The organism is Microcoleus sp. PH2017_35_SFW_U_B (assembly GCF_020737865.1).
GTDB lineage: Bacteria > Cyanobacteriota > Cyanobacteriia > Cyanobacteriales > Microcoleaceae > Microcoleus.
Genome location: NZ_JAEQDE010000025.1, coordinates 35,050 through 59,957 on the forward strand (window position 1 = coordinate 35,050; position 24,908 = coordinate 59,957).

Here is a 24,908-nt window from a genome sequence, read left to right on the forward strand (position 1 = left end):
CTTGCCCGTTCCCGGTTTCTCGACTCCCAATAATTATATCCTCTGAAACAAGCCTAAAGAACAAATAATCATTGGTTCCCGTTTGTCTCCATCTTCACTAACTATACAAAAACGGTCATCCATCCTCAATCCTACGACTAATTCTGCTAATGCCCGATCGCCAATACCGCTTTTTAACTGCCGATTCAACGTGTCAATTGCCGACTGGCGCAGGGGATAGCGGTAAATTTCATCAATGGCTTTTGCCAATTCCTCGGATGCGAATATTGTACCACGCATGGACTGCGCGTAATTTTTCAAACGTTCGTAGGTTCGGAACCGAGCACCGGAGGATCTCCCTAATTGTCCGCCCGCAGTTAACTCTTCTTCTGCTATCAATTCAGCACCTTTTTTGACTAATTCGTGATGCTGTTTGTCTCTCGAAATGGCAGGAGTCGCTTCGTCGCAGGCGGCAATTCTTAATATTGCGATTTGCGATTGTGTGACACTGTTTCCCGCGCGATCGACCCAAATCAACGAATCATTACCCTCGGTAGTTTTCATGTACAATAAAACTCCTTCTGGCTGCAATGGTACGGGTGTATGAGCGCGAGTTGAGTAAACTACATTTGGCATTGATTCAATGGTTTTCTTCAAAGTCGGATTATTGTCAGTCGCATTTTTCCAAATCTGAAAAGCTTCTGATGTTAGGTCAACTTCGGCATCTTCTTCTCCATCTAAAATCCCGGATTTTTCATTGTAAATATCCAGAATGACTTGTGGTGAATCGTCCTCAAAAAATGTCTCGTCGGTGCCGACAACTTCGGCATTTTCCTGTAACCGTCGGCGCAGTCTGGCGCGGAGATTGATAATCCGTTCTACTCCTTCGTCTGGCAAAAATGAATAGCACAAAATGCGATCGGCTGTTTGCCCGATTCTGTCTACTCTTCCCGCCCGCTGAATCAACCGGATGATTGCCCAAGGTAAGTCATAGTTAACGATAATTGCACTGTCTTGTAAGTTGTGACCTTCACTCGGAATGTCGGTGGTAATTAAGACACGCAATTCTTGTTCTGGGGAGATTTTATCCCGCTTATTGTTGCTAGTTGGACTAAACCTAAATGTGAGTTCTGTGGGGTCTTTTGATTTGCCTGTCACTGATGCAATGTCTGCTATTTTGAGCTGAGTTAAATTATCAGTTAGATAGCGGACTGTATCGGCAAATTGAGTGAAAATTAGTACCTTCTCGCGCGGGTGAGTTTCGGTGAGCAATGTCACCAAAGCTGCTAACTTTTGATCTGGTTGAGAATGCCATGCACTGCAAGTTTGCAATACTTCAATTAAACAGCGGGCATCTGCTAGCAAATCCTGTTTTAACTTGTTGCTATCAAAAAAGTCTGATTTTAGCCATTTAAATCTGCGTTGGTAGCGTGTTTTATATTCTCCATAAACTACTTTTGCTCGCTGTTGAAAACCTTTTTCTCCTAATAGCAATTCAGCTTCGATATCTAAGAGTTCTCCCGAATCATCTTCGGTTTCTTCGGTATCAAAATTGCTGATTACAACTGAATCAGCATCTTCATCGCTGTTGCGGGTATCCAACAATTCTGCATCCTGAGTGCCGATCGGGATATCGGAGTTTTGCCCGATCGCATACAAATAAACAAAATTCCGCAGGATGTGCCGCTCGATCGACTGAATAAACGCACTCCCGCTGCTTTCTAGCCGTTTAAACAGGTTTGTCCGCGGAAAATCTCATCAACCGACGACCGCCACGAAATAGGGCATTTAACTGTCGCTGTTCTGCTTCAGTCGGCTGTTGTTTGGGTTTTTTGGCGATGTAATTTCCGAGTCCGTAACGGGGCAGATTTAGGGCGTTGATGACTTCGACAATTTCCTCAAAGTCAAGCTGGGAGTTGGTTGTGGAAGTTTCCGAGGAAAACTTAATGGTTCTGGGAAGGCGATCGGGAAAATAGGAGCGAGTGCGATTGGCAAATTCTAGATATCTGCGATCTTTTTCTGCATCGGTTTCCGCATAATTATCTTTGATAAACGAGCGAGTTCGCCTCACCATGTAGCGCTTCATCAAATCTCGCCAATCATCAGGATGTTCGCTCTTTTCAAAAGCCGCTAAAGAGCGCACCGAACATTGATGTCGCTTCATAAATTCTAACTCTCCTTGACTGCCGCCGCCCAATTGATTTAGCAAAGCTTCGGGCCGCAATCCTAAATTTTGGTCTTCGGGAATAAACAGTCGCAACTGAGCAGATAAATCTAAATAGGTTTTATTATAAGGAGTTGCCGAAAGCAGAATACATTTACTTTCATTGATGGCAATATATTCTTGAATCGCTCGATATCGCTTGCCTTCTCGATTTCTGAGGTTGTGACTTTCATCAATTAACACAACTCGATAGCGTCGCAATTCCGGCAATTCTTGCTGTACCCGACTGATGGATAAGACTTTTGCCAGGAGGCGATATTTATCAGCATACTCCTGCCACATTTTGACCAAGTTTTTCGGACAAATAATCAGGGTTTCCAAGAGACAATCTTCTTGGAGAATTTTGGCAATAGCTGTACCGACTAAAGTTTTGCCCAAACCTACCACATCGCCAATAATCACGCCTCCCCGTTTGGTAATGTGACGGGCTGCTAGCTTAACGGCTTCTTCTTGAAACTGAAATAAACCCTTAAAATCGCGGGGAATCTGAAATTCGGAAATACCTGCGATCGCCTCGTGTGACAGATGATAGACAATGTTGAGATAGATGTGATAGGGTGGAATCAGTTCGGATCGCGCCCAACTGCGATCGAGAATTTCGGCGAGTTCCTTAGAAATATCAATACAGCCGTATTCTTCCCAGCGGTTTTCAAACCATTTTTGCAACTTATTACAAGCATCAGAATCTAAGATATCAAGATTCAATTCTCCTTGTTTTGATAGTCCCGATAAAGTCAGATTGCTGCTACCCAAAAAACCGACAATCGGACTATTTGGATCGTGACGATGAACGAGATAGAGCTTCGCGTGTAGATGATAAGCTAGAAATAATTTAACAATAACTTTTCCGGTTTTAATCTGATAGCTCAATCTGCGTAAGCCTTGTTCGTCAATATCACTGGGAGCCCCGATTGTCAACTGATGACGAAACTCCTTAGCCATCCGTTTTTTGAGGCGAATAATTGTACTATTGTCAATCCCCCGATGATGGGAAATCAGGCTAAAACTAGCATTCAATTCATCGGATGGCAAGCTTTGCATTCCCACCAAAAGGCGGCAGCATGCTCCCCGATTTCCCACATATGCTTCGATTAAATCGCCAATGCTCCGCCATCCCCTGAGATTGAAATAGCCCACGCAAAAATCGGCACGGTAGGAGAGTTTAATGGTTTCTCGTAATGCTGGTAGCAGAGATAGTTCGATGTTGTCAAAAATGCGTGGCACTTGGTTTTTTCTGTGATGAATAATGTTAGATTAATTGTAGGGAAACGGCACTGCCGTCTCCTCTTCTTTCTTTAGAGTTCTGGTTGAATTCCAGCCGATCGCAATTGAGCGCGTAATTGCTCTAATTGGTCTTCAGCGCGATCGGCTCTTTGGGCCCCCGATAACAACAGATTCCCTTCACTATCCCACCAGCGCAACCAAGGTAATTCCATATTTTGATAAGTACCTTGCCAAATTCCCAATTCTACTCCTAACTGTGGAATCGGATAATGACCGCGATCGTTTGCTGCAACTAATTGATACCTATCTTCGATCAGATGATAGACTTCAACACTAGCCTTGCTGACTTCATAAATTCCATAAAATGCCGGATGTATGACATTTTCATAAATCCAGAATTTACCAGCCTTAGTTTCCTGTTTGCCCGATCGCAATAAAGGCGTTCTGTCCCGTTCTTCAGCACCATTCCCGGATACAAACTCTAACACAATCAACGGTGATATAAACTCTTGCCACAACACATAATAAGGGCGAAATTTACCATCCAATGTTGGTGGAACATTCGGTACATAGAACCAGTCAGGTGCTTCTGCACCCTTTTCTAAGGGGTCAGTTAATCGCCAATAAATACCGCTATCTTGACCGATACAATAGTTACCGTCAGCGTGAATTCTTTCTAAGATAGGAGTTATGGAATCGGTTAGTAAAATGCTTTGGGGATGTTCTTGAAAGTTCTTCACAAAAGTACCGTCTGATTCGGGTAGTTGAGTATGATCCGGCCAGCCTGTGGGATTGTTTTCTACATCTAAGCTGAATTTCATGGTTTTATGGTGATTGAAGGTGTTTGTGCGATCCTCTTCGAGGGCTGCGCTAACGGCTTTTAATTTTGATGTTGATGATAGGATAACTTTTGCTCTCCATTCTAATCAATTTGCTCCTCAGTCCCTGCGCCAAAGCCATATGGAAAAAAGGTCGATCGCACCCAACCAACCCCAACCGCTAGCCCGAAGTGAGATAACCCCCCCGCAGCCCCGTGGCTCGACGCGGTACAATAAATGCGATCGAACTTAACGCTTATATTGAAAAAGCTACACACAACGCCACAGGAGACAACGGACGTATGGGAAAAGTAGTTGGCATTGACCTCGGAACGACAAACTCAGTAGTAGCCGTCATGGAAGGCGGCAAACCGGTTGTGATTGCCAACGCAGAAGGGATGCGGACAACTCCTTCGGTGGTTGCTTTCACCAAGGAAGGAGAACGCCTTGTCGGACAAATGGCCAGACGCCAAAATGTTCTCAACCCCCAAAACACCTTTTACGCCGTCAAACGGTACATCGGGCGCAAATATACCGAACTGACTCCAGAAGCAAAGCGCGTCCCTTACACAACTCGCCGCGACGACAACGGAAACATCAAAATCAAATGCCCTCGCCTGAAAAAAGATTTCGCCCCAGAGGAAATTTCGGCGATGGTGTTGCGGAAGTTGGCCGATGAAGCCAGCCGCTATCTGGGACAAGAAGTTACGGGGGCTGTAATCACTGTTCCTGCTTATTTCAACGACTCGCAGCGACAGGCGACGCGGGATGCTGGCAGAATTGCCGGACTTGATGTGAAGCGGATTTTAAATGAGCCGACTGCGGCTTCTTTGGCTTACGGTTTGGAAAGGCGAGAAAGTCAAACAATCTTAGTTTTTGATTTGGGCGGCGGTACTTTTGATGTATCTATCTTAGATGTTGGAGATGGAGTATTTGAAGTTAAAGCAACTAGCGGCGATACTCAGTTGGGTGGCAATGATTTTGACTCCAAAATTGTTGATTGGTTGGCTGAACAATTCTTAGAAAAAGAAGGCGTGGATTTACGCAAAAACCGCCAAGCTTTGCAGCGCTTGATCGAAGCGGCAGAAAAAGCAAAAATAGAGCTGTCGGGAGTTGGCGTCACTGAGATTAATTTGCCGTTTATTGATGCAAATGAAGATGGGCCTTTGCATTTGGAAACGCGTTTGACTCGCGGTCAATTTGAGGGGCTGTGCAGCGATTTGGTGCAGCGGATGCGCCGTCCGGTGAAACAAGCTTTGGCTGATGCCAATATGAGTCCTTCTCGGATTGATGAAGTTGTGTTGGTCGGCGGTTCGACTCGCATTCCTTTGGTGCAGGAAATTGTGCGGAGTTTGATCGATCGCGAACCGAATCAAAATGTCAATCCCGATGAGGTTGTGGCGGTGGGTGCTGCTATTCAGGCGGGGATTTTGGGCGGGGATGTCCGCGACGTGCTGCTGTTGGATGTGACGCCCCTGTCCCTGGGCTTGGAAACCATCGGCGGGGTGATGAAAAAACTGATTCCGCGCAATACTACTATTCCAGTTAGGCGATCGGATATTTTTTCGACTGCTGAAAACAACCAAACTGTGGTAGAAGTTCACATCATCCAAGGGGAACGGGAATTAGGTAGAGATAATAAGTCTTTGGGACGGTTTAAATTAACGGGAATTCCGCCGGCACCGCGAGGGATCCCGCAGGTACAAGTGGCTTTTGATATTGATGCTAACGGGATGCTGTTGGTGACTGCTTTGGACAAAACTACCGGCAGGGAACAAAGCATTACTGTGCAAGGTGCTTCGACGCTGAGCCAGCAGGAAGTGAATCAAATGATTCGCGATGCGGAACAGTTTGCTCAAGCTGATAAGTTGCAGCGGGAAAAGGTGGAAAAACGCAATCGCGCTGAGGCTTTGGCTTATCAAGCTGAGCGACAGTTGCGGGAAGTTGCACTCGATCGCGGAATGCAGTTTGCCCAAAGAAGCCGCCAGCGCATTGAAACTTTAATTCGGGAATTGCGAGACAGTTTGGAACGTAAGGATGAGCGGGGAGTTGACCAAGTTGGCTCGGATTTGCAGGATGCTCTTTACGATTTGAGTCGGGAAGTCGCGGCCTTTGCTGATGATGACGATGATGATGATTTCTTTGAGTCTGTGAAGCGGACTTTTACAGGCGATAGTACCAAGCGGCGCAGCGATGACAGCAGCTATTATCAAAATGCTAAGCCCTACAGGCGATCGACAGTCGATCCAATGCCCGATCGCCCTTACGATCGCTCTTACGATCGCGATCGTATGCCAGATCGCGATCGATCTTACGATCGCACACCCGATCGCCCATACGATCGCACACCCGATCGCAGAACCAGCAATAACCGCCCAACTCGCCCCTATCAAAATCAAAGCGACGACTGGGATGACGACGATGATTGGTTGTAATTGAAGGAAGAAGGAAGAAGGAAGAAGGAAGAAGGAAGAAGGAAGAAGGAAGAAGGAAGAAGGAAGAAGGAAGAAGGAAGAAGGAAAATAGCGGATTTTTAGCAGAGAATATGTGACCGCCCTTTTTCCACTTCTTCTGGACTTCTTTTTTCTCTCCTCTACTACACTAGACTTCTTGGAAATAGATAGAGATTACTATAATCAGCAAGGAGAAAACTATATTTTTTTATGAGTCATAGAGAACAATACATCTGGCAGCGGGGTATTTATCTTTGTCAACTTTGCTACGAATTAACCAAATCATTTCATCCATCTGAACTTTATGGTATTACCAGTCAAATTCGCCGTGCATCTGTATCAGTACCAGCTAACATTGCTGAGGGATATGGACGTTTAAACAGTTGACAGTTGACAGTTGACAGTTGACAGTTGACAGCGAAGTGATAAGAACAGAGATTTAAACTCCGTTCTTATCACAATCTGCCTTCATGCTGGGGCTTCAAACCCTTGCTATTCGGTGAGCACGAAAGAGTATATTCGATATTTACAAATAACTCTCGGTTCGCTGCGAGAACTGGATACTCATTTAGTGATTTCTGAAAAAGTGGGGTTAGGAACGCACCAGCAAATATCACCGGTTGTTAAAGAAGTAGATGAAGTCACACGACTAATTGTCAGCACAATCAATAAACTTAAACCAGAATAAAACATCTTTCCCTCTTCCCTCTTCCCTCTTCCTTCTTCCCTCTTCCTTCTTCCTTCTTCCCTCTTCCTTCTTCCTTCTTCCCTCTTCCTTCTTCCTTCTTCCCTCTTCCTTCTTCCTTCTTCTCAAATTATGCAAAACTTTCGTAATTACTATCAAATACTGGGAGTGCCCAGAGATGCTACGGCTGACGAGATAAAAAAAGCCTATCGACGACTCGCGAGACAGTTACACCCTGACGTGAATCCCGGAGATAAATCTTCCGAAGATAGGTTTAAAGATATTAATGAAGCTTACGATATTCTTTCCGATCTCGAAAAGCGCGCTCAATACGATCAGTTTAGTAAATTCTGGAAACAAAAGGGATTTCAAGGCAAACAAGGCGTAAAACTTCCCAATTTTAAAAGTTGGGGAAATAGTAAAAATAGCCGCAAAAAGCCTGCCGAAGATATCGATTTTAGCGATTACTCAGATTTTAATAAATTTCTCGATCAAGTCCTCGGAAGGCGCCGGGAAGTGAGGATGGCGACAGAGAATGATGCACCGCGAGTTCCCACTTCGGAACCGTGGAATACGGCTTCTAAGAAAACCAGTTATGTTGCTAATTCTCGGGAAGAGAGAAGGGATTTGGACGATCGCGAAATTCGACGCGAAACCAGGGAAATAGACGATCGCGAAATCAGACAAGACATTGATGCGAGGCTGACTCTGCCTTTGGAAAGGGCTTATTCCGGCGGTACCGAGCGCATCCGCTTGGATGACGGGCGGTGGATAGAGGTAAATATGCCAGGGGCGATGGTATCGGGCCAGCGAATTCGCCTGCGAAATCAAGGTATTGGCGGCGGCGATTTGTACTTAAAAATCACCGTTTCTCCCCATCCATTTTTCCGCTTGGAAATGTCAGATATTTGCTGCGAATTGCTGCTGACGCCCTGCGAAGCGGTGTTGGGGGGAGACATTGAAGTGCCGACTCTAGACGGCTTGGTTAAGATGAAACTGCCACCGGGAGTCACGTCTGGGAAGCGGTTGCGGCTGGCGAATAAGGGCTATCCGACTGGAAATGGCGATCGGGGAGATCAGCTAGTAGAAATTCAGGTGTTAATTCCCAAGGAAATTAGTGACGAAGAACGGGAATTGTACGAAAAATTGCGGCAAATTGAGACTTTTAAACCGCGTCAGAATTTGTATGATTAATTGTAGGGTGCGCACTGCGCACCTTACCGAAATGTAGGTGCGCACTGCGCACCTTACCCATCAGCCAATTCCGCCTTGAGGGCGTCAGGGGTTTCCCATCACCCATCACCCATCACCCATCACCCATTACCGATTACCGATTACCGATTACCCATTACCGATTACCCATTACCGATTACCCATTACCGATTACCCATTACCGATTACCGATTACCGATTACCCATTACCCATTACCGATTACCGATTACCCATTACCCATTACCCATTACCGATTACCCATTACCCATTACCCATTACCCATTACCCATTACCTATATGTTCACATTCATCAATCCTAAAACTGATTTTGCCTTCAAAAAAATCTTTGGTTCTGAAAATAGCAAAGACATTCTAATTAGTTTTTTGAATGCCTTGCTATATGACAATCAGCCCACCATCGAAAGTTTAGAAATCGTCGATCCTTATTCATTGCCGCTAATTCGAGGTCTTAAGGATACTTACTTAGATATTAGAGCCAACTTAAATGACGGCACAACTGTCATTATCGAGATGCAGGTTTTGAACGTAGAGGCTTTTGAAAAGCGAATTTTGTACAATGCAGCCAAAGCTTATTCCACGCAATTAGAAACAGCCGATCAATATGTAATGTTGAATCCAGTGATTGCCTTGACAATTACTGATTTTGAAATGTTTGAGGATTTTGACAAAGTAACTTCGCGGTTTGTTCTGAAAGAAAGAGAGTTTTTAAGTGATTATCCTATTTACGATATCGAATTAGTTTTTGTCGAGTTACCCAAGTTTAAAAAAAGTCTGGAGGAGTTAGAAACTTTGACCGACAAATGGCTTTATTTTCTCAAAACTGCCAGAGACTTAAACACAGTACCTGAAACAATGGAAGTTGTGCCAGAAATCAATAAAGCATTTGCAATAGCAAGTAGAGCTAATTTGAATCGTGACGAGTTAAGTGACTTGCTAAAACAGGAGATTTATATCCAAGATCGGCGAGGTGCAATATCTAAAGCAGTGCGAATAGGAACAGAAAAAGGCAGAGAAGAAGGCAGAGAAGAAGGCAGAGAAGAAGGCAGAGAAGAAGGAATCAAAACAGGACAAATAGCACTGATTGTTCGTCTGTTGGAACGCCGTGTAGGTGCTGTCACTCCCGAAGTTCAAAGTCAAATCGGGGAATTGTCGATCGCCAAATTAGAAGATTTAGGAGAAGCTTTGCTCAATTTTACCCAAATGTCCGACTTGTCAGCTTGGCTGGAAACACCAGATTTAGCCGCCCAATAGCCGTTAGCGCAGCCCTCGAAGAGGATCGCACTTTCAGCAATCCTCGATAACATAAGTAGAATTACTGTTGCAATTATTCAGGAACTAGCCGAAAATTAACAACAAGCTAATTTTCCCACAATACAGGAGCATTCTGCCGCGATGACTCAAATGCCGCCTCAATGCAAAAATCTGCAAGAGCAAGTTGACTCTCTACTGCAACTGCTGCGTCAGGAACCGTCTTTGCGACAACAAGATATCACGGCGGTACAAGCTTCTCTAAAAAAGGCAATTTCTCCCGAGTTTGAGATTGTGTTTGCGGGCGCTTTCAGTGCGGGAAAATCAATGCTAATTAATGCTTTGTTGGAGCGAGAATTGCTCTACAGTGCGGTCGGACACGCAACCGGTACTGAATGCTATATCGCCTACGCTGAATCTACCCAAAAAGAGCGTGTTGTTCTCACTTTTTCGAGCGAAGTTGAGATTCGCCAGCAAGCCTATGCTCTTTGCGAACAGTTAAATTTAACTACTGAAATTGATATTAATCTCACAGATGTAGTTAAAATTTTAGCTCAGGGATGCAGCATAATTATCGAAAAGGAAGGCGGAGAAAATAAATCGGAGAGAGCTAAACAAGCGAAGGCTTTGACTCTACTTTTAGAAGGGTTTGAAGCGAATCGCGATCGCATTCAAGCTGTGGAAAATGCAACTTATTCGATGGAACAGTTTAATTTTTCCAATCTCAAGGAAGCTGCAAGTTACGCGCGGCGCGGTAGCAACAGCGCTGTACTCAAGCGAGTTGAATATTACTGTTACCATCCGCTGCTGCAAGATGGGAATATTATTATTGATACGCCGGGAATTGATGCGCCTGTCAAACAGGATGCGGAATTGACCTATGATAAGATTGAAAGCCCGGATACTTCGGCGGTTGTGTGCGTCTTGAAGGCTGCGTCGTCTGGGGAAATGACGACGGAAGAGACGGAGTTGATGGAGAAAACGCGATCGAATCCCGGAATTCGCGATCGCCTGTTTTACATTTTCAACCGCATTGACGAAACTTGGTACAACGCGCAACTGATCCAGCGCTTGGAAAATCTGATTAATTCCGACTTTCGCGACACCGCCAGAGTCTATAAAACCAGCGGATTGCTGGGATTTTACGGGAGTTTGATAAAAGGGACAACCGGGCGCGATCGCTTTGGTTTGGATAGCATATTTGTCGAAAGTCGCGATCGAGTTGATGCAGACACGAATGCGGATAGTAAAAGTGAAAACACTGAAGAAACACCGCTATTTGTCAGCGAATTTAACCGCTACTGTGCGAATTCCGGGAAACTATCTCCCAGCAAATTTCGGATTTCAGTTAACAGCTACGAAACGCCCAGTCAAAACTACGTGCGGATTCTGGCAGAACAAGGTCAACCATTAATTCAGCAATTAATTCAAGATAGCGGCATCGAAGATTTTCGCACAGCCATCACCGATTATCTCACAAAAGAAAAGCGCCCGCAACTGTTCAGAAATCTCGCTGACGATTTAGAGGATTTGTGCATTCAACTGCGGAAACAATACCAAACAATTCAGCGGAATTTGGACAGCCAGCCCCGCGAAATTGAAGCGATGAAAGCCCAAGAACTTTTACGTCTAAATCAAGAATTGCAGCAAGTCGGACAGGAATTTCGAGAACATATCGCCAAAGAAGTCAATGATATGATTATGAACAGATGCGATATTTTCGATACAGATTTTCGCCAACTGCAATCTCGGATGATTCGCCGCTTGGATGAATTGCTAGATGGATTTTCGGTTGAGGCGGCTTACGGACGAACTTTGATGACTCATCCGCGGAATGCTACTGCACCTTTAATTGCGGTTTTAGTGGAAGCGCTTTATTATTTAGCCAATCAGTTGGAAGATATTTTAGTAGAGGCTACTAAGTCACTGGTTGAGAATTATTTCCAGTATTTAAAAGACAGCATTCGTAAGTCAGAATATTATCGATTGCTTTATCGGTTGTTGGGGAATGACGGGGGAATTGAACAGCAGTTAGAGGAGTTGTCACAGCGGGTTTCTCGTGCTTTGGTGAATGCGGCGGGCGTGGAGTGCGATCGCTACGTGCGAGAAAGTCCCCGTTTTTACGACGAAGGCACGTTTTCGATTTACCAATTCCGGGAAACATTGCAGCAAACATCCCAAGGTTTTGACTGCGAAAATATGGTAGACGCGCAACCAGCAATTCGGCAATTATTGAGGCTAGATTTTGAGCCAAAAGTATCGAAAACCATTCGGCAAACTTTCCGCCAAACTGTGAATCAAACGCTGAAAGAGCATTTGTTACCGATGGCGGAACAGCAAGCTGATGATATTTTGCAGAAATACAGTCAAGCCCGCGATTATTTGGAGCAAACTTTGGCACAGGAAGCTGAGGAGAAGATTGCTAAGAATCTGCGGCTGCAAGCTGAGAATGAAGAGAAGATTCAAGAGTACGATCGGGCGGTTTCTGTGATTAATAGTTGTTTGCAGGCGATGAAGTTGCACGAGCATTTGTTGCCTGTAATTGGAGAAAATAATAGCGTTGTTGTGGATTGTGAATGATTGCTATGAACATTCGCCAAAAACTTCTAACAATAATCGAGCAACTTCCCGATGATAAGTTGGCAATACTTCTCAACCTAGCGCAGTTTTTGACAACAGGAAAAGAATCTGTTCAACCGATGCTTGTATCCCAAGCTTATCAAGATTGGCTGAGTGCGGAAAATGACATTTATGACGAACTATTTGCTGATGAACTTGCGAAGAGGTGATGTAGTGTTGGCTCAAGTACCCATGCCTTCTACTCAGCTAACACAGTTTAAACTGCGTCCGGCTGTGATAATTTCGGCAGATAATCTCAACCAAATTATTGACGATGTGATGATTGTACCTTGTACTTCTAAGACAACTCGCTCTTTGACGGCAGCTCAATATTTGATAACAGGAGATGAAATTGCATTGGCTGGTATTAGAGTTGAGTCTGTAGTTAGGTGCGAGTCCATTTTTACCCTCAATAAGTCAATGATTACTCGCAAACTGGGTGCTTTTTCAACTGAGGCTATAAACCACGTTAATCGCTGTTTGATGGTAGCTTTGGAATTAGAAATAGTAGATTAAATAGGACTTGCACGAGGGTGGTAAGTGAATGATTGCAATTTTGGCGATTGAAATTACGGCGATTGGAAATCGCGGCTACACAGACAAAACCCGCCTCCGCGGGTTGAAGACATTCTTAGTCCGCGGAGGCGGACATCGTTTGTATAGCCGCGGTTTCCAACCGCCGGGATTCTTGCCAAAATATAGATGCTACTCTAAAATAGTTAGGATGACAGTTTAAAGAACTTAGAGATTAATATGGAAGATAAATTTGATTTCCATAACTGCGGTAATGATGATGCTTTATCTTTTGGTGACGCAATGCTTAAAGTAGAAAAACTCAAGGAAACAGTAAATAGAGTTTTACCTGAAGATGAGTTAGCACAGACACTCAATAAGTCGTTAAGCCAACAGAAACTAGATATTGATGTAGGTTTAAATACTGACCAACAAACTAGGGCTTATGAAAACTGATTTGGTGAGGGTATAGATTGTGAAATTCTCAGAGTGGGTGCTCAGGGCTGGAAGAAAGGGAAGATGAAGCTCAAACTCAATGTCACCATAGAATTTTGCCCAGACGAACCAGAAGTCGAAGAAACACCAGAAAACAACAACTCAGAAACCAACCAACCGGAATCCCCCCTCGATGATTTGCGCCGCCAACTTCTCCAACAAGAAAACTCACCCAGCTAATCCATCAAACATCTGCGGTTAAAAATAATGACTAAAACCCCGAGAATCCGCATTCCTCCAGAAGTCAGAAAATACGTATTCACCCGCAACAAATATCAGTGCCAAAGCTGCGGCCAAACCAAACTAGAAGCAGAACTGTCGATCGATCATATCATCCCCCTAGCCCGCGGCGGCAGCAACGACATCAGCAACCTGCAAACCGCGCTTTAAGCGACACTTTGACCTGTGATATTTAGTATAATAAGTTTGACCGTTTGATATGGAAATTGCACTCTGCCATGCGATCGCACTTTTAACTCCTAGCTAGGATAACTGCAATGCTCACAAAAACAGTTGACATACAAGAAGCACAAACAAATTTAAAAGAGTTATTATCTCTAGCACTTAAAGGTATAGAGGTTGTTCTCACAGAAGGTGGCATTCCCCTTGTACGATTAGCGCCCATTGCATCCCCAGCTAAGCCGCGCACAGCAGGATTGCACGCTGGAACAATCTGGACAAGTGAGGATTTTGATGAACCGTTATCTGATGAATTCTGGACAGGGAATCTATGAGATTACTCCTCGATACTCATACCTTCATTTGGTGGGACAGTTCCCCGCAAAGACTTTCACCAAAAGCTCTTGCCTTGTGTCAAAATCCAGAAAATACTTTGCTTGTAAGTGTTGCCAGCATTTGGGAAATCCAAATCAAGCTCCAACTTGGTAAACTAAGTCTGAATCTGCCTTTAACAGAAGTGATAGAAAGCCAGCAAGTGACTAACAATATAGAATTGCTACCTATTACTATTGCTCATGTTTTAGCCTTGAATAACTTACCAACTCATCACAAAGATCCCTTCGATCGCCTATTGATTGCTCAAGCCAATATAGAAGACGCTGTGTTAGTGAGTTGCGATTCGATATTTGCCAAATATCCGGTCAACATTGACTGGTAACTCCTACCATCGATAATACCGATAAGGATCGTCCCCATTCTCAAAATCTGTCTTATAATCCGGGTGATAAAACTCCTGACTCGAACCGTTAAATACAGCACCATCGGCCCTAAAACTTGCCCCTAAATTAGCTAAAATCTGAGCATTTGCCCGAGTTTGCCGCCAGCGAGTAAAACGCAAATAAGTCTTAGCATCAGCATTCAAACTATCCGGGTCAATTTGAGAGAAAATCGCCACGCCCTTACCTACAGCAACCCGGCTTAACAAACCGTCAGCACCGATTTCTCCCCCAGACTTAATCAACCAAGTATCATAAAAAGAGCGCGATCGCAAATCCGAACCGCTAAGCCCCTTCACCTCATCCCAACCAGGCACCGCCAGCGAACCCCCGAAATCCTTCGCCTGCTGCAAACCCACGCCCAAACCCGCAACAGGTACTTGACGCGGCAAGAAAAACGCATTTCCGCCACCATTCAAATAAGCGCGCAAATCTGCATCTTTCAGATTCGCTTCGGCACCCACAATCGCCAAACCAGCATCCTGAGAAAGCGCATTAGCCCGCTGATAAATTACCCCCAAACTGTCCAACTTCTTGGCATCTTTGTCTCCCCCAATTAAAACCACCTTATCCGGCTTTCCAAGCATTGGAGAATTCGTCCCGTAACTCACAATTTGTTGGACTAACTGCGCCGCCCCACCATCTACAGAATAATGGTCTTCCAAATCCAACTCGTTTAAAATCAGCCGCCCTTTTCCATAATCCAATTCCATCAGCGGGGAATAAGCTAAATCAAACTCAGATTCCAAAATTGGCCGCCAACCGCTGCGGTGCGGCTTCTCAATTGAAGCGCTGCTGACTGCGCCGCGATTTCCCCAATGCCAGCCGTACCAAGGCATATTTGCTGGACTCAATCTCGATCCAGTTTGAGTTGTATCTGGATAAGCTTCAACCAGCGTACTTTCCCCCATCCAATCCCGCAAATCTTCACCGTCTAAACCGATAATTGCTGGATGATTGCTGTCAACTGGATAGGCGCGGCGGCTGACGTGTTCGGCAACCCGCAAACCCATGTTTTTCAACCATTCCCGGCGCTGAGGAAACACCATTGTTTTGCCGCCGTTTCGCACGAAATTTTCTAAATTTCCTGGCAAATTTTGCCCGCTAGAAAAAGCTTCCCTACCGATAATTAATAGCGATAAAACTTGCGAACCATTCCAAGGCACCAGACTATAACCTAACTGCTTTAACATTGCCGATGTTTTGCCAACTGGATCGAAGATTGTTAGCGTATCCTTGATTTTGGCTTGATTGGCAAACACCCGGAAAGGAAATGTATCAGAATGCGGCCGATCGCCAATTCGTGCAGTTAAACTAATTTCGCCGTCAGCTTTGCTAGAAATTGTATTTGGCAATTTCACGTCAATTGGGAAAAATAGCGTGCCTGCTGTGTCAATTTTCCCCTTCTTCTCCCCAGTTGCTACCTCTTCTCCCCCGACCATAACTCGCCAATTTAATGCAAAATCTTGCTGCGCTCTGGTATCGTTAATTAATACTATTTGCTTAGCCAATTTGCTGCCTGCAAAAAAGCTGTGATCTTTGGCAGCAAAAGCCTGATTAGCACCAGCAATCCAAGCTAAAGTCGGGCCGTTATTCTTCATAATTGCCTCCCCTGCCGGATAAATTTTGTAAGCTTCTGGTTGCAAATGATGCATCAGATTGTTGGACACTTGCTTCAAATAAACACCTCGGCGACCCGATTGAAATCCTCCCAGATCTACCTTGGTTCTGCCAGCATCCGAAACATCCCAACCGTGTCCTTGCTGCCAAGGAATCATGCCCCCAGACATTCCAAAAGTCCGCCAAGTCCGCCAAGTATTCGTACTGAATAAATACTGCAACTTTTGAAAAGCAGGTGCAAAATCTAAATCCTTGCTCATGTGCCAGCTTTTATACTGCATATCCTTGACAAATTGCTCGCGAATTTTACGTTTATAAGTGGGAGTTTCTAAGTCGTAAGCTTGTTTGCCAAAGTAAATTGCTGCAAATTCAGTCATCCAAGGTTCGCTAACAATCACCTTATCAAAACCTTGGCGGTTCCGCATCATGGTCGCGTGCAGAGGCGTGCCAAATTCTACTACCATGTAGGGCATTTCTCCGGTTTTACTCCACTCTGAAATCCATTCTTCCCTTTCTTGTAACGGCATCACATTTAAATAAGAATTTAGCGAATAAACATCGCCAAAAGTGCCGCCTTGATGTACCATTACAGGTCTGGTTGGGTCTACAGATTTCATAGCAGCAAAAGCTTCATTTCCCAGGGGGGTTTTTGCCCGCAAACGCTGGTCTTCGACGGGGCCGATTGTTCCTTCTACTGTTTTCTTGCCGATGCGGCGGGGATTTTGGTCGTCACCGTTGCCGAAATAATTGGGACTTGTTGCCCACATTAATACTGAGGGATGATTGCGGTAGCGGCGCATTTCTGCTGTCATTCGCCCTTTCCAGCGATCGATAATTTGGCGGTTATTCCATTGTTCGCTCCAAGCTATGGGAGTAATATCTAATGCGGGCGCCATAATTGGAAAACCTTTGAGGTCTGCGCGTTCGGAAAATAGTTCTCTGAAGTGCCATCTACCCCGTTCGTCGTGATTCCAAGGCCAGATTTCTGCTATATTGAAACCAGCTTTTACATAGGCGTCTATTAAACTGTCTGAAACTTCTACTGTGCCACCTTCCCATGTATCGGAATGCAAGGCGGGACGCAGGCGAAACTCGGTGCCATTTAAGAAAAATTTGCGCCCTTGTACCCAAAATTCGCGGAAGCCGAAGGGTTGGTTGTATTGCGTGTTAACGCCGCTGCCTGTTACTTCTAATTGCAGGGTGTAGAGGTTGGGTTTGCCGGCATCCCAAAGGCGGGGACTTTGCCAATCCCACTGGACTTTTACGGTTTGAATTGGTTTGGCTTGAACGGTTGCAGTGCCTGTAAATTTTTGTTCGACTTTGCCTTTTTCGTCGAGCATTTGCGCTACAAGCTGAACTTGACCGTTTTGGGTAATGTCTTTGAGTTCTACATCTAATTTAATTTGCTTTTTTCTGGTGGAAGTTTGGACGTATACATCGCTAACTAGCGGGCCTGGGGCCACGCTAAGAACCCTGACTTCGCCGATGATTCCCCGCGATTGCAAGTTGGATTTTGTGGTGTATATTTCTGTGGGACTCATGATCACGGCTTTGTCTTTTTCGTCGGAGACTGCCGCGACTAAAATAGATATTGTATTTTGACCTGGTTTGGCTACTTTGGTAATTTCAATATTGCCGTAGGGCCATTCGATTTGACCGCAGTTAATGCCGTTGACAAAGATAATTGCATCGGTGCTGACTCTGGCTAAGTCGATAAAAATGCGGCGGTTTTTCCACTCGCCGGGAATGTCTATTTTTTTCTGATACCAAGCTTTTGATAGTTGTTTGCTGTTGAAGTTTTCCCAGTCTTTGCCGGTGCCGCGAGTGATGATTCCGGGTATGAATTCGTTTTTTTCTTCTTGCCAGTCTCCGGGTACTTGGATGGAGCCCCAATTTGGGGAGGCGGGGGGACTTTGGGGGTTGCCTGTGGCGGGGACAAATTGCCAGGTGCCGTTGAGATAGATTTGGTTGCGCTGGTTGTCGATCGCGCTGGCGGTAGCTGTAGTAAGATTCGGAAAGCCGATCGACATTACTGAGTTGGTGACCGAGTTGGGATTTTGCACCGCGTAACCGATGAATCCGAAGACGATGGCGGCTGCGAAAAATAATCCGATAATTTTTGCCAGCTTGTGATTCATCGTAAGTTCCTCCCAGAAATCAACTTATCCAGTTTGTCTCTTCATTTATCATAAGCTGCTGCGCGCATCAATTGCTTGGTTTCGACGAGTGGACAAAGGGGAAAGTGGGAGAAAGGGGAGAGTGGGAGAGGGGGGGAGTGGGAGAGGGGGAGAAAGGGGAGAAAGGGGAGAAAGGGGAGAAAGGGGAGACGTGGGAGGGAGCATCTCAGTTTTGCATTTATTATAGTGCGAGCGTCCCCGCTCGCGTATTGTAAAATACGCGAGCGGGGACGCTCGCACTCAAAGAAAAAATGCTTTTTACAAAAATGAGATGCTCCTGAGGGGGAGATTGGGAGAGGGGGAGATTGGGAGTATTTTTCTGATTCTCTGTGACTAATGACTGATGACTGATGATAAGGTTTACGAGCGGGGACAGCACTGATGACTAATGACTGATGAGGGCGGGCACGCACCATCCACCGCCCCTACTGACTAATGACTAATGACTAATGACTAATTACTAATGACTACTATCAACTGTCAACTGTTAACTGACTTCAGCAAATCTGTCTGTGGGAAGATGGCACGGCGCCGACAAATGTGGTTTGGTATAGAAAAAACACATAATTTTTTTTAACCATGTTGTTTTATAGGCACAAACAGAAATAGTGCGATCGCGCCATCGCTACAGGTCAAAAAAAAATGAGTCGGTTTCAGGTCTTGCCTTTACCCATTAAATCTTACAGCATTGCTACATTTACCGCAGGCACGGCCTTACTGCTGACAACTCTGTTACTGTTTGCACTTCAGGCAACTCCTGCAATCTTACTTCTTGCCGCTGCAATGGTTGGCGGCTGGTATGCTGGTTTAAAGTCCGCAGAACAAGAACTAGAAATAGAACGCCAGATTATTTCAAAAGTAACTGATACCACAGCTTGCTTGATTGTAGTTCTCGACAGTCGAGGACGGATTGTGCGATTCAACCAAGCTTGCGAAAAAACAACTGGCTACTCGGTAGCAGAAGTTCTGGATAAATATGTTTGGGATCTGTTCTTGATTCCCGAAGAAGTTGAGGCAGCTCAAACAGTTTTTGCTAATCTAAACGCAGAAGTTGTTTACAGCGAATATCAAAACTATTGGCGCACTAAAAATGGATCCAAGCGCTTCATTTCTTGGTCGAATACAGTGATGCTGGGTATTGATGGCTTGGTAGAATATGCGATCGCAAGTGGTATCGATATTACCGATCGCAAATTAGCAGAAATAGCCTTGGCTTCATCCTACGCCAAGCTAGAAAACCGCGTCAAACAGCGCACGGCTGAGCTAACAGTAGCTAAAGAAGCGCTGCAAGCTCAAGAAGAACGATTTCGCTGTTTAAGTTCCTGTTCGCCTGTGGGAATTTTTATGGCAGATTTTGAGGGGCGCTACACCTATGCAAACCCTCGCACTCAGGCGATTTGTGGCTTGAGTTTGGCAGAACTTTTAGGAGATGGTTGGGAGAATTGCATTCACCCGGAAGACCGCGATCGCGTATTGAGCCGATGGCTGGATTATACTCGGGAACTTGGGGAATATGCGATCGAGTATCGCCTGCAAACAGCAGAGGGGATTGTGCGCTGGATTAATGTTGGTTCGGCGCCGATGTTCTCCGACTGTGGGGAACTTATCGGACACGTGGGCACGGTGCGAGATGTTACTGAAAGACAGCAAACACAAGCAGCTTTGTCTAGCAGCGAACAGCAACTGAGAACGCTGCTAGAAAATACGCCCGATGTGATTATCCGCACCGATAAAGAACTGCGTTATATTTATGTCAACGAAGCAGTTGCCCGAACTCAAGGAAAACCAATTTCATTCTTCCTCGGGAAAACCAGTCAAGAGATAGGAATGCCGCCGGAACTTTGCCAGAGGTGGGATGAAACTCTCCGCAAAGTGCTAGAAACTGGTCGAGAAGAAGTCATCGAATTTCAGGCTTACTCAACCGACGGCATCAGAAGTTATCAATCTCGCGTAGTTCCAGAGTTTGACAAAGACGGCGTACCAGAATCGGCGTTAATTGTTGCCCGCGATATCACAGAACTCAAACTTACAGAAAGTCAAAGATTGCAGTTGGCAACCGAGCAAGCAGCCCGAGAAAAAGCCCAAATAGAACAGCAGCGATCGGCATTTTTGGCAGAAGTTAGCAAAATTTTGGCTGCTGCGTTTGACGGAGAAACAGTGCTGCAAAATGTCGCTGAATTAGCAGTTAATTCTGTTGCCGATGGGTGCTGCATTCATTTGACCGAAACTGACTCAAAAGTCCGCAAAGTCGCTGTGGCTCACGCAGAAGCCTCTACGGTTGATACGATTAATAAGTTGAGAGTTTGCAGCCCGATCGCCTTTGATGCTGTTAACGGCTATCCGCTGGTAATTCGCACCGGCAAATCCCAACTAATTGCCGAAGTGGATGAGGAGATTTTAGCAGCAGCAGCCGAAAATGCAGCAGAAATTGAAATGCTACGCGCGGCGAAGCTATCCCGTAGGGAATCGCTCAATATCGGTTCTCACGCTTGCGTACCGCTGAAGGCGCGCGGGCGGGTAATGGGTGCGATCACTTGCTTTACCTCAAAGTTGGGGCGCCGCTACAGTGCAGAAGATATGGCAATGCTAGAAGATTTAGCATACCGCGTGGCGATCGCCCTGGACAACGCCAGACTTTATGCAGAAGCGCAGCAAGCACTAGCTCAAACATCGCAATCCTTCGCCTTAATTGACTCGCTGTTAGAAGCATCTCCCCTAGCGATTTGCTTTCTCGATCGCGAAATGCGATTCATCCGCATCAATCAAGTATTAGCAGAACTCAACGGTTTGCCAGCAGAACAGCATCTCGGTCAAGACTACCGCCAATTGTTGCCAGAATCCGCTGCCGAGTTTGCACCAATAATTCAGCAAGTTCTAGAAACCGGCGAACCTGTTTTAAATGTAGAAGTCAGCGGCGAACATGGGGGAAGACCCGGATATTTCGGCTACTGGCTCGCCAACTACTACCCGGTGAAAAATGAAAGGGGAGAAATCATCGGCGCTGGCATAATTATCGCAGATGTTACCGCAGCCAAACAAACAGAATTAGCTTTGCGGGAAAGTGAAATGCGCTTCCGCAGCGTGGTAGATTCTAACATGATCGGCATTGGTTTCTGGGAGGCGGGCGGCGAAATTACCGAAGCTAATAACGCCTTGCTGGACATGATTGGATATACGAGAGAAGACTTAATTTCAGGAAAAATCCACTGGAGCAATATCACGCCGCCGGAATACGCAGAACTCGATCGCGCAGCCCTCGCCCAAGTCGCAGCATCAGGAAGTTGCGAGCCTTTTGAAAAAGAATACATCCGCAAAGACGGCACGCGCTTCCCAGTTTTTGTCGGCGCCGGACACTTGCAAGGATGCACAGACAAAGGATCGTTCTTCGTGGTCGATATCACCGATCGCAAACAAGCTCAAAACCAGATCCGAGAAAACGAAATTCGCATTAGCAACCAACTAGCAGAACTCGACTTAGTTTACAACACCACACCAGTCGGGCTGTGCTTTCTCGATACCAATTTGCGCTACATCCGCATGAACGAATGCCTCGCTGCGATCAACGGCCGCACGATCGCAGATCACATCGGGCGCACCGTCAGAGAAGCGATACCGGAACTTGCCAATCTGGTAGAGCCGATTTACCGCCAAGTGCTCGCTACGCAAACCCCCGTACTCGACATGGAACTTAAGGCCGAAACCCTTCAACAGCCGGGAGTTGTGCGGGATTGGCAAGTCAGCTTTTACCCCGTGATCGATGAATCGGGAACGCTGTTGGGAGTCAGCAGCGTGGTTGCCGAAATTACCGATCGCAACCAAGCAAAACGGGTAATCCAGCAAAGCGAAGCTTTATTCCGCCGACTGTTAGACTCAAATATTTTCGGAGTCGCGATCGGCGATTTTACCGGCCGCATCGCCTACGCCAACGACTCCCTGCTCAACATGGTGGGCTATACTCGCTTAGACGTGCTCTCCGGTCAAATGCGGTGGGACAATATGACCCCCTCCGAATACCTCCACCTCGACGCCCGGGCGGCCGGGGAACTGCGGGCGTCGGGAGTCGCAACTCCTTTTAAGAAAGAGTACATCCGCAAAGATGGCAGCCGCGTGCCGGTGCTGATGGGCGCGACGACTTTGTGCCCTGACAAGGGCGAACCAGAGACGATCGTCGGATTCTACATTGACTTGACCGAAATCTCGCGGGTGGAAGCAGAACTCAAAAACAATCAACAACGGCTGCAAATCGCTCAGCAAGCAGGCAAAATCGGAACTTTTGAATGGAACGTCCAAACGGGCGAACTCGCGTGTACGCCGGAGTTAGAGGCTTTGTACGGGCTGCCGGCCGGCGGTTTCCAGAGCAGCTATCAAAATTTGCTGGCAATGGTGCATCCAGACGATCGCACTTTCACCGAACAGCAGGTACTGGCTGCGGCGACGAACGGCGAGGAATTAAACATCGAGTTCCGCATCTGCCGCTCGGATAGCAGCGTCGCCTGGATTGCTTGCAGGGCTAAGGTGTTTCAGGACGAGCGCGGTTTGCCCCTGCGGACTATCGGCGTGAACGTCGATATCACCGATCGCAAACAAGCAGAAGAGGCGCGATCGCAAATCAATCAAACTTTGGAAGCCTTGATCCAGGCTTGTCCCCTAGCAATTACCGTTTTCGGCGCCGAGGACGGCATTGTAAAAATGTGGAACCCAGCCGCTGAGAGGATTTTTGGCTGGCCAGAATCCGAGGCGGTAGGTAAATTTTTGCCCAGCGTTCCCCCAGACAAGCGGGAGGAATTTATGGAGAATTTGAAAGGAATTCGCGCTGGAAATGCGATCGCCGGCATGGAAACCCAGCGCCAAAGAAAAGACGGCACCTCGATCGACATCGGTTTGTGGGCAACTCCAGTCCGCGACGCCAAGGGTAACATTAACTGTATGTCGATCGTCGCCGACATCAGCGATCGCAAGCAAGTCGAGGCAGAACTCGCTCAGTTGCTCGATCGCGAACAAGCCGCGCGGGCAGAAGCAGAAGCCATCAACCGCCGGAAAGACGAGTTTCTAGCCACTCTTTCCCACGAACTCCGCACGCCTTTAAACGCAATTCTGGGTTGGGCCCAAATGCTCCGCACCCGCCCGTACACACCAGATTCTTTAGCTTGCGGTTTGGAAGCGATCGAGCGTCAGTCGAGGGTGCAAACGCAGCTAGTCGAAGATTTGCTCGATGTTTCCCGGATTATTCAAGGCAAGCTGGTTCTAAAACCCGGCTGGTTCGTCATGACAAAGACGATCGAAGTTGCCCTCAATTGTGTCAGTTTCGCCGCTCAGGCTAAGTCTGTGACTGTTTCCTCGGAATTTGACCCCGCAATCAGTTTGATGTGGGGCGACGCCCAGAGGTTGCAGCAGGTAGTCTCGAATTTGCTGACTAACGCCGTCAAGTTTACGCCATCCGGGGGAACAGTCCAACTGCGTTTGTCTGCGGTAGCTGTTGCTAATTCCCCATCACCTAATTACATACAAATTATTGTTAGCGATACCGGCAAAGGCATTTCTGCTGAGTTTCTGCCCTACGTGTTCGATCGCTTCCGACAAGCAGATGGCTCAATTACTAAGGCTTACGGGGGTTTGGGACTGGGATTGGCGATCGTCGAGCACTTGGTGGAACTTCACGGCGGCACTGTACGCGCCGAAAGTCCCGGAGAGGGACTCGGGGCGACATTTACAGTAATGCTGCCCCTGAAACAGCGTCGGAGTCAGCAGCCGCAGTTGATAGAGGAAAGGCAATTAGCTGCCGTGAGTCCTGGTATTTTGGCTGGTTTAAAGGTATTGGTAGTTGATGACGAACCCGACAACCGCGAGTTTTTGGTTTTGGCGCTGAAACAGTTGGGGGCTCTGGCGATGGCTGCTGCTTCAGCCCAAGAGGCGATCGACATTTTACAGCAGTCGCCGCCGGATATTTTAGTCAGCGACATCGGGATGCCGGTTGAGGATGGCTACTCGTTAATCCGCAAAGTGCGATCGTCCGAATCTGACAAAATCAAGCGCTTGGCCGCTGTGGCGCTGACAGCTTATGCTAGCGAACAAGACCGGCATCGGGCGATCGAGGCCGGTTACGACGAACACTTAGCAAAGCCGATCGATTCTGCTCGATTCGCCACAGTTTTAGCTCAGTTAAAAACCTTACACTAACAGAAGGTACGTAGTTGCGCTTGAGCGCTCCTCCAGGTACGTAGTTGCGCTTAAGCGCTCCGGAAAGGTACGTAGTTGCGCTTGAGCGCTCCGGAAAGGTACGTAGTTGCGCTTAAGCGCTCCTCCAGGTACGTAGTTGCGCTTGAGCGCTCTGAGCTTACATATAACCAAGAGCGCTTAAGCGCAACTACATACCTAAATCAAGAGCGCTTAAGCGCAACTACATACCTAAATCAAGAGCGCTTAAGCGCAACTACATACCTAAAT

Annotated in this window: 18 protein-coding genes and 2 pseudogenes; 15 read left to right on the forward strand and 5 right to left on the reverse strand. The window is 46.4% G+C overall.

Annotated elements, in window-relative coordinates; genetic code table 11:
- Positions 1 to 33: 33 nt before the first annotated feature.
- The 3 genes from JGK36_RS04865 to JGK36_RS04875 form a co-directional block, all read right to left on the reverse strand.
- On the reverse strand, positions 34 to 1,638 hold the full coding sequence (locus JGK36_RS04865) for a C-terminal helicase domain-containing protein (protein ID WP_293196990.1): 1,605 nt from the start codon (positions 1,636 to 1,638) through the stop codon (positions 34 to 36).
- 70 nt (positions 1,639 to 1,708) lie between these two features.
- The gene (locus tag JGK36_RS04870; RefSeq protein ID WP_293183378.1) at positions 1,709 to 3,427 is read right to left on the reverse strand and encodes an SNF2-related protein; all 1,719 of its coding nucleotides are present in this window, start codon (positions 3,425 to 3,427) and stop codon (positions 1,709 to 1,711) included.
- A 71-nt stretch (positions 3,428 to 3,498) separates the two neighbouring features.
- On the reverse strand, positions 3,499 to 4,248 hold the full coding sequence (locus JGK36_RS04875; protein ID WP_293183380.1) for a Uma2 family endonuclease: 750 nt from the start codon (positions 4,246 to 4,248) through the stop codon (positions 3,499 to 3,501).
- Positions 4,249 to 4,547: 299 nt separating this feature from the next.
- On the opposite strand from JGK36_RS04875, the gene dnaK reads away from it, so the two are divergent.
- The 4 genes from dnaK (at position 4,548) to JGK36_RS04895 (ending at position 7,386) form a co-directional block, all read left to right on the forward strand.
- Entirely contained in the window at positions 4,548 to 6,680 is a 2,133-nt protein-coding gene (gene dnaK, locus JGK36_RS04880) for a molecular chaperone DnaK (protein WP_293183431.1), read from the forward strand.
- Positions 6,671 to 6,796 carry a hypothetical protein gene (locus JGK36_RS04885; RefSeq protein WP_293192096.1) on the forward strand — a complete coding sequence of 42 codons (126 nt, stop codon included), beginning with the start codon at positions 6,671 to 6,673 and terminating at the stop codon, positions 6,794 to 6,796. Before dnaK ends, JGK36_RS04885 begins: the two co-directional genes overlap by 10 nt.
- A 112-nt stretch (positions 6,797 to 6,908) precedes the next feature.
- The gene (locus JGK36_RS04890) at positions 6,909 to 7,085 is read left to right on the forward strand and encodes a four helix bundle protein (RefSeq protein ID WP_293183382.1); all 177 of its coding nucleotides are present in this window, start codon (positions 6,909 to 6,911) and stop codon (positions 7,083 to 7,085) included.
- Positions 7,086 to 7,197: 112 nt separating this feature from the next.
- Positions 7,198 to 7,386 carry a four helix bundle protein gene (locus tag JGK36_RS04895; RefSeq protein ID WP_293183384.1) on the forward strand — a complete coding sequence of 63 codons (189 nt, stop codon included), beginning with the start codon at positions 7,198 to 7,200 and terminating at the stop codon, positions 7,384 to 7,386.
- Here the strand turns inward: JGK36_RS04895 and JGK36_RS04900 are convergent.
- Complete coding sequence (locus JGK36_RS04900) at positions 7,348 to 7,542, reverse strand: hypothetical protein (RefSeq protein ID WP_293200830.1); 195 nt, start codon at positions 7,540 to 7,542, stop codon at positions 7,348 to 7,350. The genes JGK36_RS04895 and JGK36_RS04900 overlap by 39 nt on opposite strands.
- On the opposite strand from JGK36_RS04900, the gene JGK36_RS04905 reads away from it, so the two are divergent.
- The 10 genes and pseudogenes from JGK36_RS04905 (at position 7,516) to JGK36_RS04950 (ending at position 14,609) form a co-directional block, all read left to right on the forward strand.
- A complete protein-coding gene (locus JGK36_RS04905) occupies positions 7,516 to 8,577 on the forward strand; it encodes a J domain-containing protein (protein WP_293196988.1) in 1,062 nt (353 codons plus the stop codon). The genes JGK36_RS04900 and JGK36_RS04905 overlap by 27 nt on opposite strands.
- Positions 8,578 to 8,652: 75 nt before the next feature.
- Positions 8,653 to 8,916 (forward strand): hypothetical protein, encoded by a 264-nt coding sequence (locus JGK36_RS04910; RefSeq protein ID WP_293200832.1) that lies wholly within the window; start codon positions 8,653 to 8,655, stop codon positions 8,914 to 8,916.
- Positions 8,894 to 9,868, forward strand: coding sequence for an Rpn family recombination-promoting nuclease/putative transposase (locus tag JGK36_RS04915; RefSeq protein WP_293192101.1), 975 nt, complete (start codon positions 8,894 to 8,896; stop codon positions 9,866 to 9,868). The genes JGK36_RS04910 and JGK36_RS04915 overlap by 23 nt, the downstream gene beginning before the upstream one ends.
- Before the next feature lie 150 nt (positions 9,869 to 10,018).
- Positions 10,019 to 12,445 carry a dynamin family protein gene (locus tag JGK36_RS04920; protein WP_366516566.1) on the forward strand — a complete coding sequence of 809 codons (2,427 nt, stop codon included), beginning with the start codon at positions 10,019 to 10,021 and terminating at the stop codon, positions 12,443 to 12,445.
- 5 nt (positions 12,446 to 12,450) lie between these two features.
- Positions 12,451 to 12,654, forward strand: coding sequence for a hypothetical protein (locus tag JGK36_RS04925; protein ID WP_293192105.1), 204 nt, complete (start codon positions 12,451 to 12,453; stop codon positions 12,652 to 12,654).
- Positions 12,617 to 13,000: a type II toxin-antitoxin system PemK/MazF family toxin gene (locus JGK36_RS04930; RefSeq protein ID WP_293192107.1), complete on the forward strand. Its 384-nt coding sequence runs from the start codon at positions 12,617 to 12,619 to the stop codon at positions 12,998 to 13,000. Before JGK36_RS04925 ends, JGK36_RS04930 begins: the two co-directional genes overlap by 38 nt.
- Before the next feature lie 237 nt (positions 13,001 to 13,237).
- Positions 13,238 to 13,672, forward strand: a pseudogene (locus tag JGK36_RS04935) (KGK domain-containing protein).
- 27 nt (positions 13,673 to 13,699) lie between these two features.
- Positions 13,700 to 13,870, forward strand: a pseudogene (locus JGK36_RS04940) (HNH endonuclease); the annotation flags it as partial.
- A 119-nt stretch (positions 13,871 to 13,989) separates the two neighbouring features.
- A complete protein-coding gene (locus JGK36_RS04945) occupies positions 13,990 to 14,226 on the forward strand; it encodes a toxin-antitoxin (TA) system antitoxin (protein ID WP_293183398.1) in 237 nt (78 codons plus the stop codon).
- Positions 14,223 to 14,609 carry a type II toxin-antitoxin system VapC family toxin gene (locus tag JGK36_RS04950; RefSeq protein WP_293183400.1) on the forward strand — a complete coding sequence of 129 codons (387 nt, stop codon included), beginning with the start codon at positions 14,223 to 14,225 and terminating at the stop codon, positions 14,607 to 14,609. Before JGK36_RS04945 ends, JGK36_RS04950 begins: the two co-directional genes overlap by 4 nt.
- 3 nt (positions 14,610 to 14,612) lie before the next feature.
- Here the strand turns inward: JGK36_RS04950 and JGK36_RS04955 are convergent, their stop codons facing one another.
- The gene (locus JGK36_RS04955; RefSeq protein WP_293183402.1) at positions 14,613 to 18,425 is read right to left on the reverse strand and encodes a glycoside hydrolase family 2 protein; all 3,813 of its coding nucleotides are present in this window, start codon (positions 18,423 to 18,425) and stop codon (positions 14,613 to 14,615) included.
- Positions 18,426 to 19,106: 681 nt separating this feature from the next.
- Between JGK36_RS04955 and JGK36_RS04960 the strand changes: the two genes are divergently transcribed.
- Positions 19,107 to 24,641 (forward strand): PAS domain S-box protein, encoded by a 5,535-nt coding sequence (locus JGK36_RS04960; RefSeq protein WP_293196986.1) that lies wholly within the window; start codon positions 19,107 to 19,109, stop codon positions 24,639 to 24,641.
- The last annotated feature ends 267 nt before the right edge of the window (positions 24,642 to 24,908 follow it).